This is a genomic window from Streptomyces aurantiacus, assembly GCF_001418335.1.
GTDB lineage: Bacteria > Actinomycetota > Actinomycetes > Streptomycetales > Streptomycetaceae > Streptomyces > Streptomyces aurantiacus.
On record NZ_LIPP01000264.1, the window covers coordinates 1 to 21,070 of the forward strand.

Sequence of the window (21,070 nt, forward strand, 5' to 3'; positions counted from 1 at the left end):
GCCCCCCTCGGCTCCTCCGTCCCATTCACCCTGCCCGTCCCATTCGCCTTGCCCGTCCCAGCCTTCTTGTCCGTCCCAGCTCGCTTGTCCGTCCTGACCGACGATCTCGTCGCAACCGCTGATGTCACCGTCGCCGAGGTTCTCGGCCGGTTCGCTGTGGTTCGTCATGCCGCGACCATCCCGCGAAATCCGGAATTCCGCTTTGCCCTGTGGATAACCACGACCATGACCACGTCAGGACTTGTCCACAGGAGGGCGGGGTCATGCGCGCGATGTCCGACCCACCGGGTTGCATGGGGCCATGAGCAACGAAGGGCTGGCCGGCACAGCTGAGGCCGTCCCCCCTGTCCCACCGGGACGAGGGGCTGTCGAGGGGCTTCGGCACCTCAACCGGCTGGGCCAGCGCCGGTCCAGCGCCGGTCCGACGCCGGTCCGACGCCTGTCCGGCGCCCATGGTTCGGAGCACCGGCCGCCCACGGCAACGCGGTCCCCTCCCTTGTCCCCACGGCCCCGTCCGGACCAGTGCGCTCACGGACCACGGCCGGGCACAGAGAGCAAAGCGGCACCGGCGAATACCCCCTAGGTTTGCCCACGTACCACCGGCGCAAAGTCGCACTTTTCACCACACCACACCAGAGAAACGAGCCCCGCCATGTCCCGCTCCGAGACCCCGACCGTCGTGCTGGTGCACGGTGCGTTCGCCGACGCCTCCAGCTACAGCAGCGTCATCCCCGCCCTGCTCAATCGCGGCCTGAAGGTCGTCGCTCCCGCGGTCCCCAACCGCAGNNCGGCCACTCCTACGGCGGCGCCGTGATCACGGTCGCGGGCGTGGAGGAGAACGTGAAGGCGCTGGTCTACCTGTCCGGCTACGCCCTCGAAGAAGGCGAGAGCCTCGGCGAACTGCAGGGCCGTTTCCCCGACTCCGACCTCGCCGCGGCCCTCGTCTACACGCCGTTCCCCATCGAGGGATCGGACACCCCGGGCACCGATGTGTCGGTGGACGTCGAGAAGTTCCCCGCCATCTTCGCCGCCGACGTCGACCCCGAGGTCGCGGCCGTACTCGCGGTCTCCCAGCGCCCCCTCGCGGCCCAGGCCTTCGCCGACGCCGCCCCGGCCGCCGCCTGGAAGACCAAGCCGTCCTTCGGCCTGGTGTCCTCCTCCGACCACACCATCAACCCCGACGTCGAGCGCTTCGGCTACCAGCGCGCCGGCATGACCACCATCGAGGTCGACTCCTCGCACCTGGTCATGCTGGCCCACCCCAAGAAGGTCGTCGCCTTCATCGAAGAAGCCGTCAAGTCCACCGTCAAGTAGTTCCCCGACCGGTCCTCACGCCGCTCGCACGATCTCCGGAGCACGGCTCGCGGGCCGTGCCGGGGAGGGCGCGTGCGAAGCGGCGGAGGACCGTATCGCGCAGAAAGCCGATCATGAACTCATCGTTTTCACGCCGCAGTGTGACCGTGTCGATGCTCGCCGGGGCCGCGGCCCTGGGGACCGCCGGCATCGCCCACTCGGCTTCGGGAGCAGCGCGACCCGCTCCCGCGGACCAGGGCAAGAGCAAGGGCAGGGGCCCGCTGCCCACCATCGTGCTGGTCCACGGCGCTTTCGCCGACGCCTCCAGCTGGAGCGCCGTCGTCGGGAAGCTCCTGCGTCAGGGCCATCGCGTCGTGGCCCCGCCGGTCCCGCTGCGCGGATTGGCCACCGATGCCGCCTACGTACGCAGTGTCCTGGACAGCATCGAAGGGCCTGTCGTGCTGGTCGGCCACTCCTACGGCGGGTCCGTCATCAGCCACGCCGCCGAGGGTGCCTCGCAGGTCAAGGCGCTGGTCTACGTGGCCGCCTTCGTCCCGGAGGTGGGTGAGAGCGCGCTGTCGCTGACCGGCAAGTACCCGGGCAGCACCCTGGAACGGGCCACGACCACGCAGCACTACCCGCTGTCCGGTGGCGGACAGGGTGAGGAACTCGTCATCCGTCAGGACCTGTTCCGTCAGCAGTTCGCGGCCGGTGTCCCCGTCACCACCGCGCGGACGATGGCCGTGGGACAGCGGCCGATCGCCGTTGCCGCACTCCAGGAGCGGGCCACCACCGCCGCGTGGAAGAAGCTGCCGAGCTGGTATCTGATCGCCACCGAGGACCGGAACATTCCGCCGGCGGCGCAGCGGTGGATGGCCGCCCGCGCCAAGGCCCACACGGTCAGCGTCCACGCACCCCACGCCGCCGCGGTGAGTGATCCGCACGCGGTGAGCGAGCTCATCCTCCGGGCGGCGCACGCCGTTCGGTCCGCTCACTGACCGTCCGGCGGACCACGTCGGACACAGCGGCACGGCGGCACGGCGGCACGGCGACCGGGTGCGCGCGGCCGGGTGAGTCCACAGGTGAGACACACGCGGCCGTGCCGCCTCCCATGAGTCGGCAGCGCCGCCCCCTGTCGGCCGAACGGCGGAGGGGGCGGCGCGGGCCGCTCGGGCTCCGGGCCGCGCCGAGGCGAAGGGCGGTGTTCTCCGTGGAAGAGCGCACGTCCGTCGGCACGGGTCAGGTGTGGAGCTGGGTCACATCCGTACCGATGGCGGTGGAGTCGAGTGCCGCGAGTGGCCGCAGGCCGCTGCCGTACCCGTGAGACCGGCCCGGCGGGCGGCCGGCGGAGGTCGGCTGTGCGGGCGGCTCAAGGAGTCGAGGAGGGCGTATGAGGACGGTACGCGCGGGCCGGGCGTCGGTGTCCCCGGTCGCCAGCCGCATGGTGCGCCATTCTCGGGGCGGAAGGCCATAGGCCCCCCGGAAGACGCGGCTGAAGTGGGTGGGGTTGACGAATCCCCAGCGCTGGGCGATGGACGAGACGGTGGGCGCCGTCCGGCTGCCGCGGGTCAGTTCACGTGCGCACTCCTCCAACCTGCGCCGCTGGATGAGCCGGCTGACGGTGACGCCTTCGCCCTCGAAGAGCCGGTGCAGATAGCGCACCGATATGTGGTTCGCCTTCGCGACGGATTCCGGTGACAGGGCTGGATCGGCCAGGTTCTCGTCGATGTGGTCACGGACGCGTTGCACCAGGTGATTCCGGGTGTTCCCGGCCTCCGTCGCCGTGTCCTCCGTGCGTTCGGCGACCAGCGCGGCGAACACGTCGGTCAGACCGTTCGCCAGACCACTCGCGGCAGCCGGGGAGAACGCGTGCGCCGATGCGACGACCGTGGCGAGCAACGGCATCAGGACCGCGGCACATCCCTGGTCCGTGTTGAACACGGTTCCGGTGACGCCGCGAAGATCCTCGTCCGGCAGCACCAGCATGTGGCGCGGCATATGGACGACGCGGGTGGAGAAACGCTCGGGAAAGTCCAGGGAGTACGGGCGTGTCGTGTCCCAGACGAAAAGGTCACCGGGGTTGGCCACGACCTGTCGGCCGTCCTGGGCGAGCACCGTCGTACCGGACATCTGCAGGGCGATGGCCACGAGCGGCTCCGGTGAGCGCGTGATGTGAGCCGCCGTCCGGCGCACGCGGTACGCGTCGGCCTCGACGGCTGTGACCCGCAGGACTCCCACGCGGTGGGTGACAATGCGCCCTTCGAAAGGGTGCCGGCCGCGCAGGGTGATGCTCACAGGCACCAGTGCCTGTTCCACCGCCTGGCGCCAGTAGGTGAGTCTGTGTTCGTCGGGCACCGAAGCGGTCGTCAGGACCGGACTCATCCGGCTCTCCTCTCATCCGTGCAACACCGGCGGAGGCCTCGGACACCCCGTGCCCGCACGGACCTGGCGGATGCCCGGCACCTCGAAGAGGCGACGGCCGTACCCGGGCGAGTGCGGATGTCCCGTCGCGGAAGGTGTTCCTCGCGACGGGCCCGGGCGGCGACGCTGCCGTCCGGTTCTCCGCTGCGACCAGCCAAGCAGTCCGGCGTCCGGCCCTCCAGGCAGAAAGCAGGCAGAAATGCGGCACAGAGGCCAGGGCCGACCTATGGTTCCGCCGTTTTCGCCGTCTCCTGGTTGGCGGTGACGGTGACGGTGACCAGGAGACGGCGGACGCGCCGAAGGGGTGCGTCACCTCGGGGGACGTAGCCGGCCCGCGCCGGCCCCAGCCCGCTCCGGCCGCCGCCGCCAGAGCTCCTGCCAGGGCCGGGCCGACCGCGCGCGCCGGATTCATGTTCACGGCACCCAGTGCGGCGGCCCCTCCCAGTTGGTCAAGCTCGACCACGGCGAGTGTTCCGCGCGGGAGTTGCCCGCGGGCTGCTGCGACGCCACGCTATGCCGGTCCGCGCCACGGGCTTTCCGGTCAGCGCACCGGACCGTTTCCCACAGCGCACTGCTCGACGCCACCTCCCGGCACGGCACCGTGGCCGGCCCGCGCCGCCGACAGTGACAGACAGGTGCCGGGACTCCGGACGCGCGCGCAAAGACGCCCGGCCCGGCTGTGACCTCCCGACCTCCCGACCTCCCGGCCTGCTGACCTGCTGACCTGCTGACCTGCTGACCTGCGCTGTCTAGACTTCTGGTCACCGTGCTCAAGGGGAGCGACGGGAGCACGGGGAACGGAAACGGGACGGGGAACACGGAGTGACCGGTGATGACGAAGCGTTCGGAGCCGCGCTGCGCGCGCTGCGGGTTGCCGCTTCACTGACCCTGGAGGGGCTCGCCGAGGCGTCGGGGGTCAGCGTCCGGGGCATCGGAGATCTTGAGCGTGGGCGGCGGGCCGCGCCCCAGCGGCGGACCGTCGCGGCGCTCGCGGACGGACTGGGGCTGGACGAGGCCCAGCGGGAGCGGCTCCTGGCAGTCGCCAGAGCCGGGCGCACCACGGCTTACAGCCCTGCCGGGGTACGGGCCCTCCCGCGCGGCATCGTCGACTTCGTGGGCCGGACCCGGGAAATGGCGTCCCTCACCGAACTCGCGGAGTCGGCCGTGGCCCGGCTCGGCACCGCGAAGGACGCGGGCCAGGTGGCCGTGGCGGTCTCCGGGCCGCCCGGAACGGGAAAGACCGCCCTCGCTCTGCATGCGGCGCGGGAGCTGGCAGGCCGATTCCCCGACGGGCAGTTGGTGGTCGACCTGCGAGGCATGGACGACGAGCCGCCGGGGCCGGCCGAGCTGATGCTCACCGTCCTCAAGGCTCTCCAGGTGGCGGACCGCGACCTGGCGAAGGCGGGGCCGCAGGGGCACCCCGGGTTGTACCGGCATCTGCTGGCCGAACGACGCTGCCTGCTCGTGCTGGACAACGCCCGCGACGAAGGACAGGTGCGCCCGCTGCTGCCGGGCGCCGGCGCGGGAATGGTGGTGGTGACCAGTCGGCGCATGCTCACGGGCCTGGAGAGCGTGCAGTGGCTCCCGTTGGGCGAGCTGACGCCGACGGAGGCCGCGGCCTTCCTGGCCGGCCTGGTCGGAGCCGAACGGGCGGCGGCGGACCCGGCGTCGCTCGCGGAGGTGGCCCGGCTCTGCGGACACCTGCCGCTGGCGCTGCGGGTGGCGGGCAACTGGCTGGCCACCCGCACGGGCTGGTCCGTGCGCAGGCTCGCCGACCGTCTGGCGCTGGAGGACCGCCGACTGGACGCGCTGTCCACCGGAGACATAGGTGTCTCCGCCGCCTTCGACCTCTCCTACCGTCAGCTCACCCCCACGGCCGCCCGGATGTTCCGGCGCCTCTCGCTGATCGCGGGCCCGGACGCCGGGGTCGCCGCGGCCGCCCGGTTGACCGGGCAGGAGTTGTTCGACGCCGAGGACACCCTGGAAGAGCTGGTCGAGGCGGGGTTGCTGGGCTCGGACGGGGAACGCTACCGGCTGCACGACCTGCTGTGCCTGTTCGCGCGTACCCGCCTCGTGGCCGACGAGAGTGCCGAGGCCGTCGGCCGGGCGGCGGCAGCTCTGGACGACTGGCTGCTGGAGACCACGATCGTGGCCGGCCGCTGGTTCGAGCCCGGCCACGGAGCTCCCCCGGTGGACTGGCGGGGACCGGTCGATCTGTCTTCGGCCGACCTCGCCCGCCGGTGGCTGAAGACGGAGGGCGTCAACTGGCTCGCGGCGCTGCGTACGGCCGCCGCGGCCGGTGAGCACGCCACGGTGGTGGAGGTGGCCGAGGCGCTGCACTGGTTCTCCGACCAGTGGATCTCCTGGGTGCACTGGCCGGAGGTCTTCGGCACGGCCGCCGAGTCCGCGCACGCGCTGGGGGATTCCCTGCTCGAAGCAACTCAGCTCAACTACCACGCGTGGGCGCTTCTCGTGTGCGAAGGGCGGCTCCACGACAGCGTCGCCCGTGCCGGTCAGGCCCTCGCCGCCGCGCGGCGAGCGGGCGACCTGCTGCAGGAGGCCTGGGCGCACCAGTACCGCGCGTGGGCCTTGCGCAAGATCGGAGACCACGTGACGTCCGGCAAGGACATCGTCAGGGCCGCCGAACTCTTCGAAGCCGCAGGGGACATGCACGGCAGCCTCCAGTGCATGCACAACCACGCCCTGAGTCTGATGGCCCAGGGGAGGTCCGAGGAGGCCCTGGTGTCCTACCGGCGCACCCACGCCTTCCTGTGGCAGGCGGGGGACCGCGTCAACCCGCACATCGCCGACATCACCCGGTTCGAACTGCACTGCAACATGGGAGTGGCGTATGCCCAGTTGAAGCAGTGGGACGACGCGCTCGTCCATCTGTGGACGGCAGTCCGCATGTGTCACGACACGGGCAACACCTCGCTGGAGAGCCGTCGGCTGATCGACCTGGGCGGCGTGCTGCTCGATGCCGGGCGATCGGCGGAGGCCCAGGACGTCTACGCCCGAGTGCTGACCCTGGGTGCCGACGCCGACCCGCGGGCCGTCACGGAGGCACGCGAACGGCTCGACGGGCTCCGCGACGCGTGAGCCGTCGCCCACCCATCACACCCATCACGCCCACCACACCCGCCGGCCCCGTGCGGGTGGGAGGCCGGAGGAGGCGGGATCGGTCGCGACGTCGTCCACGCTAGCCGTGTCGTGCGTCCGGTTCTGTTCTCATCGTGCGCGCGGGTGGTTCTCTCCGCGCACGAAGCGGTCCTGGGACGACCTGCGGATGCCGGCCGCGACCGGCTGAGGCGCCCCGTCGGCACCCGTGCGCTGCCAGGTCAGAGCCGGTGCGCCGAAGGACAACTTGCCTCCGTCGCCCGCCCTAGGGTGAAAACCGGGACCGAGCGGGCTCGACACAGCCGTCCCGTACACCCGCCGGAGGAGGATCCGGCGGCAGAGTCACTCCCCGAAAAGCCACTCCCTCGAAATACCCAGGAGATACACATGGCCGACGCCGTGGAACCCGTGGTACCGGTACTTGAGCCGGCGGCAGCCGCGTTCGCCGAGGCGACCGCGAACCCTCCGTACCTGTTCGACCTGGCGCCCGCCGAGGGCCGCAAGGCCGTCGACGAGGTCCAGTCCGGCGAGATCGACAAGCCGGCGGTGGACGAGGAGTGGATCACTGTCTCCGGCGGCCCCACGGGCAGCGTCCGCGTGCGGCTCGTCCGGCCCGCCGGTGCCGAGGGACCGCTGCCGGTGATCCTCTACATCCACGGTGCGGGCTGGGTGTTCGGCAACGCCCACACCCATGACCGGCTGGTGCGCGAGCTCGCCGTCGGTGCGGGCGCCGCCGTGGTCTTCCCGGAGTACGACCTCTCCCCCGAGGCCCGTTACCCGGTGGCCATCGAGCAGAACTACGCGGTCGCCCGGTGGATCGTCGAGCAGGGCGCGTCCAAGCAACTGGACGGCGGCCGGCTGGCCGTGGCGGGCGACTCGGTCGGCGGCAACATGAGCGCCGCGCTGACCTTGATGGCCAAGGAGCGGGGCGACCTCCCGCTGGTGCAGCAGGTGCTGTTCTACCCGGTCACCGACGCCGCGTTCGACACCGGCTCCTACCACCAGTTCGCCACCGGCTACTTCCTGCGCCGTGACGGCATGCAGTGGTTCTGGGACCAGTACACGACCGACGAGAGCGAGCGGGCGCAGATCACCGCCTCACCGCTGCGCGCCACCGTCGAGCAGCTCACCGGCCTGCCCCCGGCCCTCGTCATCACCGGCGAGGCCGACGTCCTGCGCGACGAGGGCGAGGCGTACGCGGCCAAGCTGCGTACGGCGGGCGTCCCGGTGACCGCCGTACGTTTCCAGGGCGTCATCCACGACTTCGTGATGCTCAACGCCCTGCGCGAGACGCACGGGGCGCAGGCGGCCATCGACCTGGCCGTCCACACCCTCCGTACCGCCCTCGCCACTCGCTGACCCGGCGAACACGGGCGGCCTCGTCCACGTGATCCGCGCCGCGGTACGCCCGACGGGCTGACGCACAGGAGGGCCGGCTGACCGGCCACCGGGCCATACCGAGCCGTGTGTACGCACCCCGACCGGGTTCGTACGCACGGCTTCGGCGTGCGTGGGCCGATCTGCCGACCCCCCGCGGCCGAAACTCGCGGCCGAAACTCGGCGGTGTGCGCGTGCAGGCATCACCGCATGCGCTGCCGGTCAATGCGGCTCCCCTCCGGACGCCTAACGTCCATCGGGTCCCGTACATCACCGTGCATTCCAGGAGGCGCATATGACGACCACTCACTCCCCAGCCCCGGGCGGCAGCCAGCCCCGGCTGCACCAGAAGGGCCAGGTCATTCAGGAGTTCGGGACGGTGAAGCAGTTCCCGATCGGTCTGTCCTACGAAGCCCGCATGTACTCCTGCCAGCGCCTCAACCAGCTGCTGGCGGACACCCAGATCCTGCACGGCCTGTACAAGAAGCACCACTGGCTGATGCGGGGCGCCACCTTCTACCAACTGCACCTGGTGCTGGACAAGCACGCCGGGGAACAGCTGGACATCGTGGACGCCCTTGCGGAGCGCGTCCAGACACTGGGCGGCGTAGCGGTGGGCGACCCCCGGCACGTCGCGGAGATCACGTCGATCCCCCGGCCCCCGGACGGGGTGGAGGAGGTCCCGGCGATGCTCTCGCGACTGCTGGAAGCCCACGAGAACATCCTCGTGGCGGCGCACGACGCCGCCGCACGGGCCGCCGGGCTCGGCGACGACGGGACCAACGACCTGCTGGTCTCCCAGGTGATCAGGACCGGGGAGCTCCAGGCGTGGTTCCTGGCTGAGCACCTGGTCGACACGCCCCTGGTCCGCAGCTGAGCAATCCTTCCGGTCGAACGACGGCGGCCGGCGGCCGGCGGCCGGCGGCCGACGATCCGCCGACTCGTGCGGTGCGGCACCGCGGACGGCGAGGCGCAGGACGGTCACCCGGTCGCCGGTCCGTCCATCCGTCTATCCGTCTATCCGTCTATCCGGCCAACGCGAGAACGAGTGGGAGCACTTGATCAGCTCCGGCCCGGCGCAGGAGGCGTGCGCCTACGGCCAGGGTCCAGCCGGAGTCGGTGTAGTCGTCGACGAGCAGGACCGGGCCGGGGGCGGCAGCCAGGGCGGCGGCCAGGTCGGCGGGCACGGCGAACGAGTCGGCCAGGACACGCAGTCGCTGGGCGGAGTTGCTGCGGTGCCCGGCATGCTCGTCGGCGTGCGGGGTGTAGGCCAGGCTGCCCAGCAGCGGGAGCCTGCCCACCCTGGCCACGCCCTCAGCCAAGGAGGCGACGAGCCGCGGGCGGGTGCGGGACGGCATGGCGACGATCCCCACCGGCCGCGCCACCGCGTCGGGGGCGCCGCCGGCCCAGCCGCCCGGCGAGCGGGCCCAGTCGGCCAGCACCGTCACGACGGCGTTCAGCACGTCATCCGGAACCGGCCCGTCCGGCGCCTGCGCCGCCAGGATCGGCCGCAGCCGGTTGCCCCAGCCGATGTCCGACAGCCTGCCCAGCGCACGCCCCGTGACCGCCTGCTGCCCCGCAGGGATACGGCCCTTCAGGTCCATGCCGACCGCAGCGAGGCCGGTCGGCCACATCTTGCGGGGCTCGACCTCGGCCCCCGGCCGGTCCAACTCGCCTGTCGCCGCCGAGAGAGCCGTGGGAGAGACCGCCGCCGCCAGCCAGGGTCCGGCACAGTTGTCGCAGCGACCGCACGGGGCGGCCTTCTCGTCATCGAGCTGCCGCTGCAGGAACTCCATCCGGCACCCGGTGCTCGCCACGTAGTCCCGCATGGCCTGCTGCTCCGCCGCCCGCTGCTTCGCGACCCAGGCGTACCGCTCCGCGTCGTACGCCCACGGCTGCCCGGTGGCGGTCCAGCCGCCCTTCACGCGCTTGACCGCACCGTCCACGTCCAGCACCTTCAGCATCGTCTCCAGGCGCGAACGCCGAAGATCCACCAACGGCTCCAGTGCCGGCAGCGACAGCGGACGGCCCGCGTCCTCCAGTACCGCCAGAGTGCGCCGGACCTGCTCCTCCGGCGGGAAGCCCACCGAAGCGAAATACGCCCAGATCGCCTCGTCCTCCCGGCCCGGCAGCAGCAGCACATCCGCATGATCCACACCACGCCCCGCGCGCCCCACCTGCTGGTAGTACGCGATCGGGGACGAAGGCGACCCCATGTGCACCACGAACCCCAGGTCCGGCTTGTCGAAACCCATCCCCAGCGCCGAGGTCGCCACCAGCGCCTTCACCCGGTTCGCCAGCAGATCCTCCTCCGCCTGCAACCGGTCGGCGTTCTCCGTCTTCCCCGTATAGGAAGCCACCGGATACCCGCGCTGCCGCAGAAACGCCGCGACCTCCTCCGCCGCCGCCACCGTCAGCGTGTAGATGATCCCCGAACCCGGCAGCTCCCCCAGCCGCTCCCCCAGCCACGCCAGCCGGTGCGCCGCATCCGGCAACTCCAGCACGCCCAGCCGCAGGCTCTCCCGGTCCAGTGGCCCCCGCAGAACCAGTGCGTCCCCACCGCCCGTGCCCAGTTGCTCGGCCACATCCGCGGTCACCCGCGCGTTCGCGGTCGCGGTGGTGGCCAGTACCGGCACGCCCTGCGGCAGCTCCGCCAGCATCGTGCGCAGCCGGCGGTAGTCGGGCCGGAAATCATGGCCCCAGTCAGAGATGCAGTGCGCCTCGTCGACCACGAGCAGACCGGTCGTGGCCGCCAGCCTGGGCAGCACCTGGTCGCGAAAATCCACGGAATTGAGCCGCTCCGGACTCACGAGGAGAACGTCGGTCTCACCACGCTCCACCTCTCCGTAGATGGCGTCCCACTCCTCCGGATTGGCCGAGTTGATGGTGCGCGCCTGGATACCGGCCCGTGCCGCCGCCTCGACCTGGTTACGCATCAACGCCAGCAACGGCGAGATGATCACCGTCGGTCCTGCGCCGCGCCGCCGCAGCAGAGCCGTGGCGACGAAGTACACCGCCGACTTGCCCCAGCCGGTCCGCTGCACCACCAGTGCGCGTCGGCGCTCCTCCACCAGGGCCGCCACCGCCTGCCACTGATCCTCCCGCAACCGCGCCGAACTCCCCGGGGCACCGACGAGCTCGGCGAGGATGGCATCGGCTTCAGCACGGAGCTCCAGGTTGTCCATGTCCCCATGCAACCCGATGGCACTGACAATCAGCGAATCCGCCGACCGTGTCAGAGGGTTTACGAAGAGTGCGACCGCTGGACGACGAGGGGGCCGCGCGCATGCTTCGGCAAGCCGGCGCACAGGGGGTGTTGCCGCTGGTCCTCGCCGTGCGAGGGTGATCCTTGCGGTGCTGTGGTGGACACCGGGCAGGGATATAAGCGGCGGACCACCACATAAGGGTCGGCAGCCCCAATTGCTCGTTGCCGCAACCAAGTTCGGCAGGAAGAATTGGCCTCGCGCCCCGCGTGGCCTCCCGAGGCCGCCCGTTCGGGCTGTACTGCGGCGCGCTCCCCCAGTCCGACCCCCGCCCGCAGTGTGGGCGCGTAGCCGAAGGGAGGACCGTGACCTTCGGATTCGCTCCGTCCTCGGCGGCGTCGATGTCGACGTCCGCCGATTCCACCAATCCACTGACCCGGATACTTGAGCCCGCCGAGTGGGCCGCCGCGGGGATTCCGCTTCTGCGTAGTCCCCGGGAGGTCGTCAGCGGACTGCACTCCCGGCATCGGCCCGCACCCACGACCGCGATCGTGGCAGTGCTCGATCCCGACGAGCGGCTGAACGCGAGCGCCTCCTTCACCAGACGGCCGGCTCCGGCGGACGGCTGGATGTTCCGCAACGCGCTGCTCGCGCAGCTGCGCCGGATCATCCCGCACGACCTGCGACGCCGCACACCGGTGCGTACGGCCGTGCTGATCTACTGCCGCGACGGCGACGCGCGTTGGACGGAGGAGGACGGGGCGTGGATGTGGGGGCTGCGGGACGCCTGCACGCTGCACGGCCTGCGCTGCGGGGCGTACATCACGCTGACCCGGGACGGCTGGCAGGTGCTCGGTGAGGGGCGCGGCGGACGCCGGCCCAGCGCGGACTCGCCGCCGGAGTCGCTGGAGTCGTCCGGGACGGCGGAGGCCGTCCAGCCGCGCACCGGTGGCGCCGCCTCGGAGGTCCTGCGCCGCGCGGCCGCCCGCTGAGCCGACGGCCGGCTCCGGTCGTCGACACGGGCACGGGTCGCCGCGTGCGGCAGGGCAGGCCCAGTCCCGGAGGCCACCGCCCCGGCTCTCGGACCGCCCCGGCTCTCGGACGTCCATGAGAGCCGAGCCGAGGGCGTCCAGGCGGCAACGCGGGCGGTCGGGCCGGCCGACTCAGGTCAAGTCCTGGGACGACCGGACCGGACGCGTCGGCGACGCACCCGAAGGGGCACCATCGACCGCCGAACGCCACAGCCGCACGGCCATGTTCCGCTCGGGCTCGCGTCCGCATACCACGAGGACGGTCCGCCGTGTGCCGGCACATCCCCCGTACCGGCACACGTCGAACCGTCCTCCGTGCTTGCTCCGAGCAGCTGCCACCGCGATGGCAGCCCGGTCGGGAGACCCTCAGGAGAGCGTGAGACCCCCAGAAGAGCGGGGGTCCCTAGACTCCCGCGCCCAGCACCGAGTTGATCATCTGCGGGTCCCCGCAGACGATCAGCAGGGCACCGGCTCGGCCGAGAGCCAGCGGCAGCGCGGTGGCGGCAGTCGCGTCGGGCCCGCCGTTGACGGCGACCACGACCACGGGCCGGGACGCGGCACGACCGACAGCGGAGGCGTCGGCGTAGAACACGTCGTCTCCCGCGTCGTGCTGGGCCCAGTACGCGGCCTCGCCGAAGGAGAGCTCGTGCGCGGCCCACGGATGCGGTTCGCCGGTGGTGATCACCAGCACCTCACCGGGGGCCCTGCCCGAGTCAAGGAGCAGGTCGACCGCTTCCTCGGCGGCGTCCAGCGCGCCCTCGGCCGAGGCCAGGACCAGCTGGATCTGCGGAGTCGAGGCTGCGGCGGGGGCCGCCGGAGCGGACGGCTCCGGCTTGGCCACGGCCGGGTCGCGCGGCGTGCGTTGCACAGGCGGCATCGGCCGGACAGGACCCGGGCGGCCTGGACGCGGCGGAGCCGCGGGACGGGGGCCGGGTACGGGACGGGGGGTCGGCGTGGTCCGGCCGGTGGCCGGACTGACGCGGGGACCCTGGGCACTCTCGTGAATCTGAGGCTCCTCGGGAATGAGAGGCATGAGCTGATTTTTATCAAACACCGGTGCGACTCGCGTCAGCGGGTGGCACATGAGTGCGAACGGGACCGTCAGAAGTCGAAGCCGAGTTGCCCCTCGATCTCCGGAACGCTTCCGTCCGCCCAACTGCGGACCTTCTTGAGGTGCCGCCACTGGGGCAACGCATCAAGATACGCCCACGACAGCCGGTGGTACGGGGTGGGGCCCCGCATCTCCAGCGCGGCCTTGTGCACCGGTGACGGATACCCGGCGTTGGCCGCAAAACCGAAGTCTGCATGGTCGACACCCAGTTCGGCCATCATTTTGTCGCGCCGGACCTTCGCGATCACCGAAGCCGCCGCGACGGCGACGCAGGACTGGTCGCCCTTGATCACCGTGCGGACCCGCCACGGAGTGCCGAGGTAGTCGTGCTTCCCGTCGAGAATGATCGCGTCGGGACGCACCGGCAGCGCTTCGAGGGCACGGCAGGCGGCCAGCCGCTGCGCGGCCGTCATCCCCATCTCGTCGATCTCCTCCGGAGAGGCGTGCCCGAGGGCGTACGACGTCACCCACTCCGCCAGTATCGCGGCGAGGGCTGTGCGTCGCTTGACGGTGAGGAGCTTGGAGTCGGTGAGACCTTCGGGCGGGCGGCGCAGGCCGGTGACCGCCGCGCAGACGGTGACGGGGCCGGCCCAAGCGCCGCGCCCCACCTCGTCGACACCGGCAATGACCTTCGCTCCGGTCGTGGCGCGCAGGGAGCGCTCGACGGTGTGGGTGGGTGGTTCGTACGGCATGGCGTAGTCAGCCTACGCCGCCCGGAACCCCACGCGACACCCGGTTCCCCCGAGCGCCCCGGAAGCCCCCGGCCACGTCGGCCCGGAGTCCACCCCGGACCGGCCCGGAGTCCGCACGGGGCCGGCCCGGAGTCCCCGCAGGGCGCACCCCGAACCCGGTCAGGCGCCTTCCGGTCGCAGCAGCGGGACCATGAGCTGGTCGATCATCTCCTCGATGTCCCGCTCGTTCCATTCGCTCCCGCACATCTTCGAGCGATACATCATCATGGCCGGAATGGCGTCGAGGACATAGGAGTTCGCCGCTTCCGGCCGCACTTCCCCCCGCCGGATTCCACGAGCGAAGACCTCCCCGAGCAGTCTGATGGCCGGCTCCACGACCCCCTCCAGGATCACCTCCTGGAAGCGCTGCGCCTGGGCGGAGTCGCATTCGTGAATCACTGAGCGCAGCGCGAATCCGGGGCGTGAGAACATCGCCTCGCGCGCCCGCAGGCACAGCTCCAGCAGGTCCTCCCGCACACTTCCCAGATCGGGCACGTCCACGAGCGACGGCAGCCCCGCGCGGAGCGCGTCCGCGACGAGGTCCTCCTTCGACGGCCAGCGGCGGTAGACCGCGGCCTTGCCGGTCTGGGCGCCGGACGCGACGCCCTCCATCGTGAGGCCGTTCCAGCCGACCGTGCTGAGCTGTTCCAGTGCGGCGTCGAGGATCGCGCGTTCGAGTACGACACCGCGCCTGCGCGGCGCGGCCGCCTGAGCGGGGGCGGCCGTCCAACCCGAAGTAACCATGAGCCTGTCTCCGTTTGAGCGGACTGGGGCACGCGCGTTCACACGCGCGCGCCAGGCGGACCGGGGAGGGTCCGTAAGCGGTCAAGTGACGCAAAGTGGCAGCGACTTCAGTGAACGCTTGCGTTCACTGTCGGGGACTCACTACCTTTTGACGCGGCAGTGAACGCGAGCGTTCACTAACGCACCCGTGGGGGACTCGATGTCGTGGGGGACTCGATTGTGACAACCTCTCCGTTGATTCAGGATCAGAAGCCAGGAGCGGCCCGCCGGGAGGGGCACCCCGGCATCGCGCTCACCATCATCGCGGCCTGCCAACTCATGGTGGTACTCGACGCGACGATTGTGAACATCGCCCTCCCGCACATTCAAGGCGCACTCAAGTTCTCCACCACGGATCTCACCTGGGTGGTCAGCGCCTACACACTCACGTTCGGCGGTCTGCTGCTGCTCGGCGGCCGGGCCGGTGACATCCTCGGCCGCCGCCGGGTCTTCATGTTCGGCATCCTGCTCTTCACGGCCGCCTCGCTGCTCGGCGGGCTCGCCCAGGAGCCCTGGCAATTGCTGGCGGCCCGCGCCCTCCAGGGGGTGGGTGGCGCGATCGCCTCCCCCACCTCGCTGGCACTGATCACCACGACGTTCCCCGAAGGGCCCGAGCGCAACAGGGCCTTCGGAGTCTTCGCAGCGGTCTCGGCCGGCGGCGGCGCGATCGGTCTGCTGGCGGGCGGCATGCTCACCGAGTGGCTCGACTGGCGCTGGGTGCTCTTCGTCAACGTACCCATCGGTGTGCTGATAGCCGTGGTCACACCGCTCTACATCAGCGAGTCCGAACGGCATCCGGGACGCTTCGACATCGCGGGCGCGCTGACGTCGACGATCGGTATGGCCACGCTCGTCTACGGCTTCATCCGGGCCGCGGAGGAGGGCTGGCGGGACAGCATCACCATCGGGTCCTTCGGCACCTCGGTCGTCCTTCTGGTGGCCTTCGCGCTGGTCGAATCCCGGGCCAAGGAACCGATCACACCCCTGCGCATGTTCGCCGACCGCAACCGCTCGGGCACGTACGTGATCATGCTGAGCCTGGCCGCGGCGATGTTCGGCATGTTCTTCTTCATCGTCCTCTTCGTGCAGAACGTGCTGCAGTACACGCCGATCGAGGCAGGCCTGGCCTTCCTCCCCGTGACGGTCGCGATCGGCGTGGGGGCGGGGCTGTCGCAGCGTCTCCTGCCGGTACTCGGCCCGAAGCCGTTCATGGTGGTCGGGTCGGCCCTCGCCGTGATCGGGCTCGGCTGGCAGACGTTCATCGACCCCGGGAGCTCGTACGTCAACGGCGTACTCGGTCCGATGCTGGTGTTCGGCTTCGGCATGGGGCTGAACTTCGTGACACTCACCCTGACCGCGGTCTCCGGAGTGGCCGCGCACGAAGCGGGCGCCGCGTCGGGTCTGCTCAACGCCACGCAGCAGGTAGGCGGTTCGCTCGGCCTCTCCATCCTGACCACGGTCTTCGGCACGGCGAGCCGGGACGAGGGGAAGAAACAGGTCACGGACTTCATGGCCAACGCCTCGGCCGAACAGAAGGCGGAGTTCGCCAAGACCCAGCAGCTGCCTGCTCCCTGGAGCCATGAGGTACTCGCCCAGGGCATCTCCACGGCCTTCATCCCTGCCGTCGCGATGGCGGTACTGGCCCTCGTCGTCGCCACCGTGGTGATCCGGGTCCGCAAGAGCGACCTGGAGGCATTGGCGGGCACGGCGGGGCCCGCCGCCGGCTGAGCGGCCACCACCGCGCGCTGCGCGCTCTGCAACCGGGCCGGGCCGCCGTCCTCAGGAGGACGGCGGCCCGGCCCCGTTCGGCCCGGCCGCGGTCGAGCGGAAGCCGCGACAGCGTGTACGCGGTCGGTGCGCGCCCCGCCTCGGCGACATCAGCGGTACGCCAGCTCGTCGCTCAGCCGGCTGCACATGCGCCAGTCCGCCTCGGGCGACGGCTCCCAGCCGTCGAGGATGCGGCGGGCGCGCGCCTCACCCCAACTCGTGGCGTACCAGGGTTTGACGTTCTCCTCCAGGTACTCCGCCGTGTATTTCAGAGCACAGGACCGAAGCGGCTCGTCAAGTTTGTCCAGAGCGGGCACGGCGTCGTCGGACAACCCGCGCGCGTAGTCGAGGTCGAACTTGCCCGTCTGCTCGTACCGCTGGACGTTGCGCTCGGCGATCAGGCCGTCGGGCGACATGATTCCGAAAGCGAGCACTCCCGCGGCGGCACTGGCGAGCACCACGCGCGGCAGCCAACGGGCGCCCAGGACGCCGGCCGCCATGATGAGCACGATGACCAGGCCGAGCCAGAGCTCGACGCTCACCACGGAGATCCTCAGCCGGGTCAGTCCGTACGCCTCCACGTACATGTCCATACGCCGCACCGCCGAGGCCACCACGACGAGGGCGAGGGCACAGAGGGTGCCGAGGACCGCGCGCACCAGTGTCCGGTCGCGCGAGCCGTCCCGCGGGGCCCAGCGCAGCGCGAAGACGATGACGAGGAGAGTGAGGAGCGTGACCAGCAGCAGCTGCCAGAAGCCCTGGCGCGCGTACTCGGAGTACGTCTGTCCGGTCTTCTCCAGTACGGCGTCGTATCCACCGAACAGGACGACCAGCTGGACGGCGTTGAAGGTCGCGAAGAGCGCGACGAGCACGACGAGGGGCAGCGCCCACTCGACGCGTCCGCGGGCACGGCCGGGGGGCACCTCGACGCGGTCCCACTGAACGGGCGCCGCGGCCGTGTACGCCGCCGTGAGAGCGCCGACCACGCCGACCACGAACAGGACGACGTGCCAGGGGCCGCCGGAGACGGAGGCGTCCGGCACGAGACTCTCCAGGAGGTCCGCGAAGGCCGCGTCCGCGCCGGCGAACAGGGCACCGAAGACCACCAGCAGTACGGCCGCCACCGCGATCGCCCGCAGGATCGGACCCAGGTTGCCGCGGGCGCCGCCGGTCCGCTCGCGCACTCCGCGCCAGCCCCAGCCCGGACCGGTGAGCAGCGAGGTGAAGAGCCCGATCGGTCCGAAGAACATTCCGGTCCAGGTTCGGCCGCCGTGCAGGGCGAGCGAGCCCACCGCGACGGCCGCGACGACGGCGAGGAACGACGGCCACTCGGCGTCCCGTACCGCCGGAACGATCAGCAGGGCGAGGGCACCGGCGCCCCACACCAGCGTCCAGGGGCGTGGTCGTCGGGCCGCCGCCCCGGCCGCGAAGTACGCGCCGAGCGTGACCGGGATCGCCACCAGCAGGAGGTTGAGCGCCAGGCCCTCGCCGAGCAGGAGCATGCTGAGCAGGCCGGTGGCCAGCGCGGCCCAGAGGGTCGCGGTACGGACGGGCGCCGGAGTCCGCGCGTGGATGTCCGCGAACCAGGACTCGACGGCGGGCCCGTCCCATCCCTCGTCGTCGCCGGGGTCCTCCTCAAGGGAGGAACGTGCCGCAGGAACAGTGTCCTCCGGTACCTCGACCGCGACTGCCTCCTTGACCGGCTCCTTGACCGGCTCCTCGGCCGGCTCCTCCGCTTCCGCACCTCTCGACGCGGTCTCGGACGGCTTGTCGGACACGGGACCCCCTCCCCGACCGGTCCGGGCAGCACACAGCGCACGGCTGAGGGGAAGCTCGGAACCGGTTACTCGTCGGCGCCGGCCCGTGATGATCAACGAGCGGCGTGGCGGAAAGGGTAACCGCGGGAAAGTCGACACAGCGGGGCCCGACCCCTCTGTGGCAGTGCTGTGACAGTGACGGGCAGCCGCCCACGAGCCCTACCGGCCTACCGGCCCCATCAGCTCTACTGGGCAGGCTCCGGCGTCAACCACCCCGGCAGCGCCTCGGTGCGCTCCACCCACTTCGCGGGCGGAGCCCCGGTCCGCCCTGCGGCCACGACGCCTCCGACGATGGCGCAGGTCGTGTCGATGTCGCCGCCGACCTCGGCGGTCGCCCAGAAGCCCGCTGTGTAGTCGCCGAGGGCCCGCGCCGCCGACCAGAGGGCGAACGGCACCGTGTCGTGCGCGGTCGTACGCCGCCCGCAGCCGAGGACCGCCGCGACGGTGGTCGTGTCCCCGTAGTCGAGCATGTCCCGGGCCCGCCGCAGCCCCGCGCCCACGGCGCTGCGCGGCACGAGGGCGATGACACCGTCGAGCAGCGCGTCGGGCGTGGGCGGGCCTCCCGGCGCCGCGGCCAGCGCGGCGGCGGCCGCCACGGCCATGGCGCCGACCACCGCCTCGCGGTGCTGATGCGTGGGGTACGCCGAGATCTCGGCCTGGTGTGTGGCCTGCTCCGGGTCGTCCGCGTACCAGGCGCCCAGGGGGGCGATCCGCATCGCCGCGCCGTTGCCCCACGAACCCTGTCCCTTGAAGAGGGCCGAGGACAGTTCGCGCCAGTCGCCGCCGTCCCGGATCTGCCGCAGCAACCGGTCGACCGCGGGTCCGTAACCCCGGTCGGCGTCGTGCCGCTCGGCGAAGGAGCGGGCCAGTGCGTCCTGGTCGATGCGGTGGTGGGCGGCCAAAGTGGCCACTACGGAGGCGGCCATTTCCGTGTCGTCGGTCCACTTCCAGGGCCCGGGCGGCAGTACGCGGTCCCGGAGAAGCGGATGGTTCGCGGGTACGAAGAACTGCGAGCCCAGCGCGTCCCCGACCGCCAGCCCGCGCAGGGCGGCCAGGGCGCGGACGAGGCGTCCGTCGGAAGAGGAGTCAACGGTCATCGCTCTGCCACTCTAACCGCTGACTCCGTACGGTTCCGGGTCACGCCAGCGCTCGAAAGGACGGTCGATCGTGTATCTGCCGTCCTTCCCGAGGACCAGCATCCGCATCTCCGCGTTCCCCGGGTTCGACAGCGACTCGAATTCGGCGACCGTCCAGTGGAACCAGCGCATGCAGAACAGCCGCATGGCCAGACCGTGGGTCACCAGGAGCACGTTGGGCGGGTGATCGGGTGCCTCGAAGCTCCGGAACAGGCTCTCCAGGAAGTTGCCGACCCGGTCGTACACATCGGCACCGGACTCGCCCTGTGCGAAGCGGTAGAAGAAGTGCCCGTACGCGTCGCGATAGGCCTTCTGGAGGCGTACGTCGTCGCGGTCCTGCCAGTTTCCCCAGTCCTGCTCGCGCAGCCGGGGCTCCTCGCGGACGCGCACGAGACCGGGGTCCAGANNGGTCTCGTGCGTACGGCGGTACGGGGAGACGTACACGCTCACCTGCTCGCGGCCGAAGACCTCCCGGAGCCGTTTGCCCGTCTCCTCCGCCTGCTGCCACCCCTTCTCCGTGAGTGCCAGAGCGTGGTCGGGTTCACGCTCGTAGACGGAGTCATCGGCATTGCCCACCGACTCGCCGTGCCGGACAAGGACGATGCGCCGTGGACGTGCCATACCGAAACCCTAGATCGGGTCACGCCCGATCGAGCACTCGTACGGGCTTCATACGTCGCAGGTCACACAAACCGGGGCCCGCTTCAGACGGTCCAGGCCGGTTCCAGCTGGACGATGTCCCCCGTGAGCGCCACGACATCCGCCTCTATCTGGGCCCGCAGAGAGAGCCGCTCCACGCGCTCCGCGCGGTATTTGCCGTGCTCGGCGGCCGACTGCCACATCGACAGGACCAGGAACTCATGTCCGGGCGCCTCGCCGAACATGCCCCGGACCATGCCGGGCGAACCCGCCATCGCCGGGTTCCAGACCTTCTCCTGCATCAGCGCGAAGTGCTCGGCGCGCTCCTCGTGCACACGGCAGTGCGCCACCCGTACGAGATCGGTCTCCGTGAAGCGCGGCTCGAAGCCGGTCTTCACGTCGAACCGGTAGTCGAACAGAGTGGAGTGCTGATCCTTGAAGGTGCCCGCCTGGGAGGCGGCCAGCCGGTCATGGGAGCGCGCCATGAAGGAGTCGTAGAAGGCACGGCTCTCCCAGAAGGCGAAGAGGTGGGCGACTCCGGGCCTTCCCCGGCTCCAGCCCCCGCCCCGCCCCCGGAATCCCGGCTCCCCCAGAAGTCCCGCCCATTTCCGCTGCCCCCGTTCGAAACCGCGGCGGTCGACCAC

At 71.2% G+C, this 21,070-nt stretch carries 15 protein-coding genes and 3 pseudogenes; 8 read left to right on the forward strand and 10 right to left on the reverse strand.

The window, feature by feature from the left end:
* Positions 1 to 652: 652 nt before the first annotated feature.
* The 3 genes and pseudogenes from AOK01_RS45455 to AOK01_RS30000 form a co-directional block, all read left to right on the forward strand.
* Positions 653 to 786, forward strand: a pseudogene (locus tag AOK01_RS45455) (alpha/beta hydrolase); the annotation flags it as partial.
* Positions 787 to 788: 2 nt separating this feature from the next.
* Positions 789 to 1,314 (forward strand): annotated as a pseudogene (locus AOK01_RS45460) (alpha/beta hydrolase); the annotation flags it as partial.
* Positions 1,315 to 1,427: 113 nt separating this feature from the next.
* The gene (locus tag AOK01_RS30000) at positions 1,428 to 2,291 is read left to right on the forward strand and encodes an alpha/beta fold hydrolase (RefSeq protein WP_107099954.1); all 864 of its coding nucleotides are present in this window, start codon (positions 1,428 to 1,430) and stop codon (positions 2,289 to 2,291) included.
* A 241-nt stretch (positions 2,292 to 2,532) separates the two neighbouring features.
* Here the strand turns inward: AOK01_RS30000 and AOK01_RS30005 are convergent, their stop codons facing one another.
* Complete coding sequence (locus AOK01_RS30005) at positions 2,533 to 3,675, reverse strand: AraC-like ligand-binding domain-containing protein (RefSeq protein ID WP_063792887.1); 1,143 nt, start codon at positions 3,673 to 3,675, stop codon at positions 2,533 to 2,535.
* 861 nt (positions 3,676 to 4,536) lie between these two features.
* Between AOK01_RS30005 and AOK01_RS30010 the strand changes: the two genes are divergently transcribed.
* The 3 genes from AOK01_RS30010 to AOK01_RS30020 all read left to right on the forward strand — a co-directional run bounded on the left by AOK01_RS30010 (position 4,537) and on the right by AOK01_RS30020 (position 9,085).
* A complete protein-coding gene (locus tag AOK01_RS30010) occupies positions 4,537 to 6,813 on the forward strand; it encodes an ATP-binding protein (RefSeq protein WP_055517170.1) in 2,277 nt (758 codons plus the stop codon).
* A gap of 405 nt (positions 6,814 to 7,218) precedes the next feature.
* The gene (locus AOK01_RS30015) at positions 7,219 to 8,190 is read left to right on the forward strand and encodes an alpha/beta hydrolase (protein WP_055517172.1); all 972 of its coding nucleotides are present in this window, start codon (positions 7,219 to 7,221) and stop codon (positions 8,188 to 8,190) included.
* 313 nt (positions 8,191 to 8,503) lie between these two features.
* Entirely contained in the window at positions 8,504 to 9,085 is a 582-nt protein-coding gene (locus AOK01_RS30020; RefSeq protein WP_055517173.1) for a Dps family protein, read from the forward strand.
* 148 nt (positions 9,086 to 9,233) lie between these two features.
* Here the strand turns inward: AOK01_RS30020 and AOK01_RS30025 are convergent, their stop codons facing one another.
* Positions 9,234 to 11,393 carry a RecQ family ATP-dependent DNA helicase gene (locus tag AOK01_RS30025; protein ID WP_055517175.1) on the reverse strand — a complete coding sequence of 720 codons (2,160 nt, stop codon included), beginning with the start codon at positions 11,391 to 11,393 and terminating at the stop codon, positions 9,234 to 9,236.
* A 383-nt stretch (positions 11,394 to 11,776) separates the two neighbouring features.
* Between AOK01_RS30025 and AOK01_RS30030 the strand changes: the two genes are divergently transcribed.
* Positions 11,777 to 12,403: a hypothetical protein gene (locus tag AOK01_RS30030; RefSeq protein WP_055517177.1), complete on the forward strand. Its 627-nt coding sequence runs from the start codon at positions 11,777 to 11,779 to the stop codon at positions 12,401 to 12,403.
* A gap of 442 nt (positions 12,404 to 12,845) precedes the next feature.
* Here the strand turns inward: AOK01_RS30030 and AOK01_RS30035 are convergent, their stop codons facing one another.
* The 3 genes from AOK01_RS30035 to AOK01_RS30045 form a co-directional block, all read right to left on the reverse strand.
* Positions 12,846 to 13,475: a hypothetical protein gene (locus tag AOK01_RS30035; protein ID WP_079103871.1), complete on the reverse strand. Its 630-nt coding sequence runs from the start codon at positions 13,473 to 13,475 to the stop codon at positions 12,846 to 12,848.
* A 68-nt stretch (positions 13,476 to 13,543) separates the two neighbouring features.
* On the reverse strand, positions 13,544 to 14,245 hold the full coding sequence (locus tag AOK01_RS30040; RefSeq protein WP_055517180.1) for a ribonuclease HII: 702 nt from the start codon (positions 14,243 to 14,245) through the stop codon (positions 13,544 to 13,546).
* A gap of 159 nt (positions 14,246 to 14,404) precedes the next feature.
* Entirely contained in the window at positions 14,405 to 15,028 is a 624-nt protein-coding gene (locus tag AOK01_RS30045) for a TetR/AcrR family transcriptional regulator (RefSeq protein ID WP_055517182.1), read from the reverse strand.
* A 219-nt stretch (positions 15,029 to 15,247) separates the two neighbouring features.
* Between AOK01_RS30045 and AOK01_RS30050 the strand changes: the two genes are divergently transcribed.
* The gene (locus AOK01_RS30050) at positions 15,248 to 16,795 is read left to right on the forward strand and encodes an MFS transporter (protein WP_055517184.1); all 1,548 of its coding nucleotides are present in this window, start codon (positions 15,248 to 15,250) and stop codon (positions 16,793 to 16,795) included.
* A 149-nt stretch (positions 16,796 to 16,944) separates the two neighbouring features.
* Here AOK01_RS30050 and AOK01_RS30055 read toward each other — a convergent pair whose 3' ends face one another.
* From AOK01_RS30055 to AOK01_RS30070, 5 genes and pseudogenes are all read right to left on the reverse strand, one after another.
* A complete protein-coding gene (locus AOK01_RS30055; protein WP_055517186.1) occupies positions 16,945 to 18,612 on the reverse strand; it encodes a DUF4153 domain-containing protein in 1,668 nt (555 codons plus the stop codon).
* Positions 18,613 to 18,836: 224 nt separating this feature from the next.
* On the reverse strand, positions 18,837 to 19,748 hold the full coding sequence (locus AOK01_RS30060) for an ADP-ribosylglycohydrolase family protein (RefSeq protein WP_055517188.1): 912 nt from the start codon (positions 19,746 to 19,748) through the stop codon (positions 18,837 to 18,839).
* A 12-nt stretch (positions 19,749 to 19,760) separates the two neighbouring features.
* A partial coding sequence (locus AOK01_RS30065; RefSeq protein ID WP_245702470.1) for a histidine phosphatase family protein occupies positions 19,761 to 20,193 on the reverse strand: 433 nt, incomplete at its 5' end.
* Positions 20,194 to 20,195: 2 nt separating this feature from the next.
* A pseudogene (locus tag AOK01_RS45465) lies at positions 20,196 to 20,408 on the reverse strand (phosphoglycerate mutase family protein); the annotation flags it as partial.
* A gap of 83 nt (positions 20,409 to 20,491) precedes the next feature.
* The coding region (locus AOK01_RS30070; RefSeq protein ID WP_055517192.1) for a DUF4937 domain-containing protein at positions 20,492 to 21,070 on the reverse strand (579 nt) is incomplete at its 5' end.

Excerpts from the sequence above, each read along its gene's own strand:
- AOK01_RS30000 (WP_107099954.1), top strand. The coding sequence starts at position 1,428 with ATGAACTCATCGTTTTCACGCCGCAGTGTGACCGTGTCGATGCTCGCC.
- AOK01_RS30005 (WP_063792887.1), bottom strand. The coding sequence starts at position 3,675 with ATGAGTCCGGTCCTGACGACCGCTTCGGTGCCCGACGAACACAGACTC.
- AOK01_RS30015 (WP_055517172.1), top strand. The coding sequence starts at position 7,219 with ATGGCCGACGCCGTGGAACCCGTGGTACCGGTACTTGAGCCGGCGGCA.
- AOK01_RS30020 (WP_055517173.1), top strand. The coding sequence starts at position 8,504 with ATGACGACCACTCACTCCCCAGCCCCGGGCGGCAGCCAGCCCCGGCTG.
- AOK01_RS30025 (WP_055517175.1), bottom strand. The coding sequence starts at position 11,393 with ATGGACAACCTGGAGCTCCGTGCTGAAGCCGATGCCATCCTCGCCGAG.
- AOK01_RS30035 (WP_079103871.1), bottom strand. The coding sequence starts at position 13,475 with ATGCCTCTCATTCCCGAGGAGCCTCAGATTCACGAGAGTGCCCAGGGT.
- AOK01_RS30040 (WP_055517180.1), bottom strand. The coding sequence starts at position 14,245 with ATGCCGTACGAACCACCCACCCACACCGTCGAGCGCTCCCTGCGCGCC.
- AOK01_RS30045 (WP_055517182.1), bottom strand. The coding sequence starts at position 15,028 with ATGGTTACTTCGGGTTGGACGGCCGCCCCCGCTCAGGCGGCCGCGCCG.
- AOK01_RS30060 (WP_055517188.1), bottom strand. The coding sequence starts at position 19,748 with ATGACCGTTGACTCCTCTTCCGACGGACGCCTCGTCCGCGCCCTGGCC.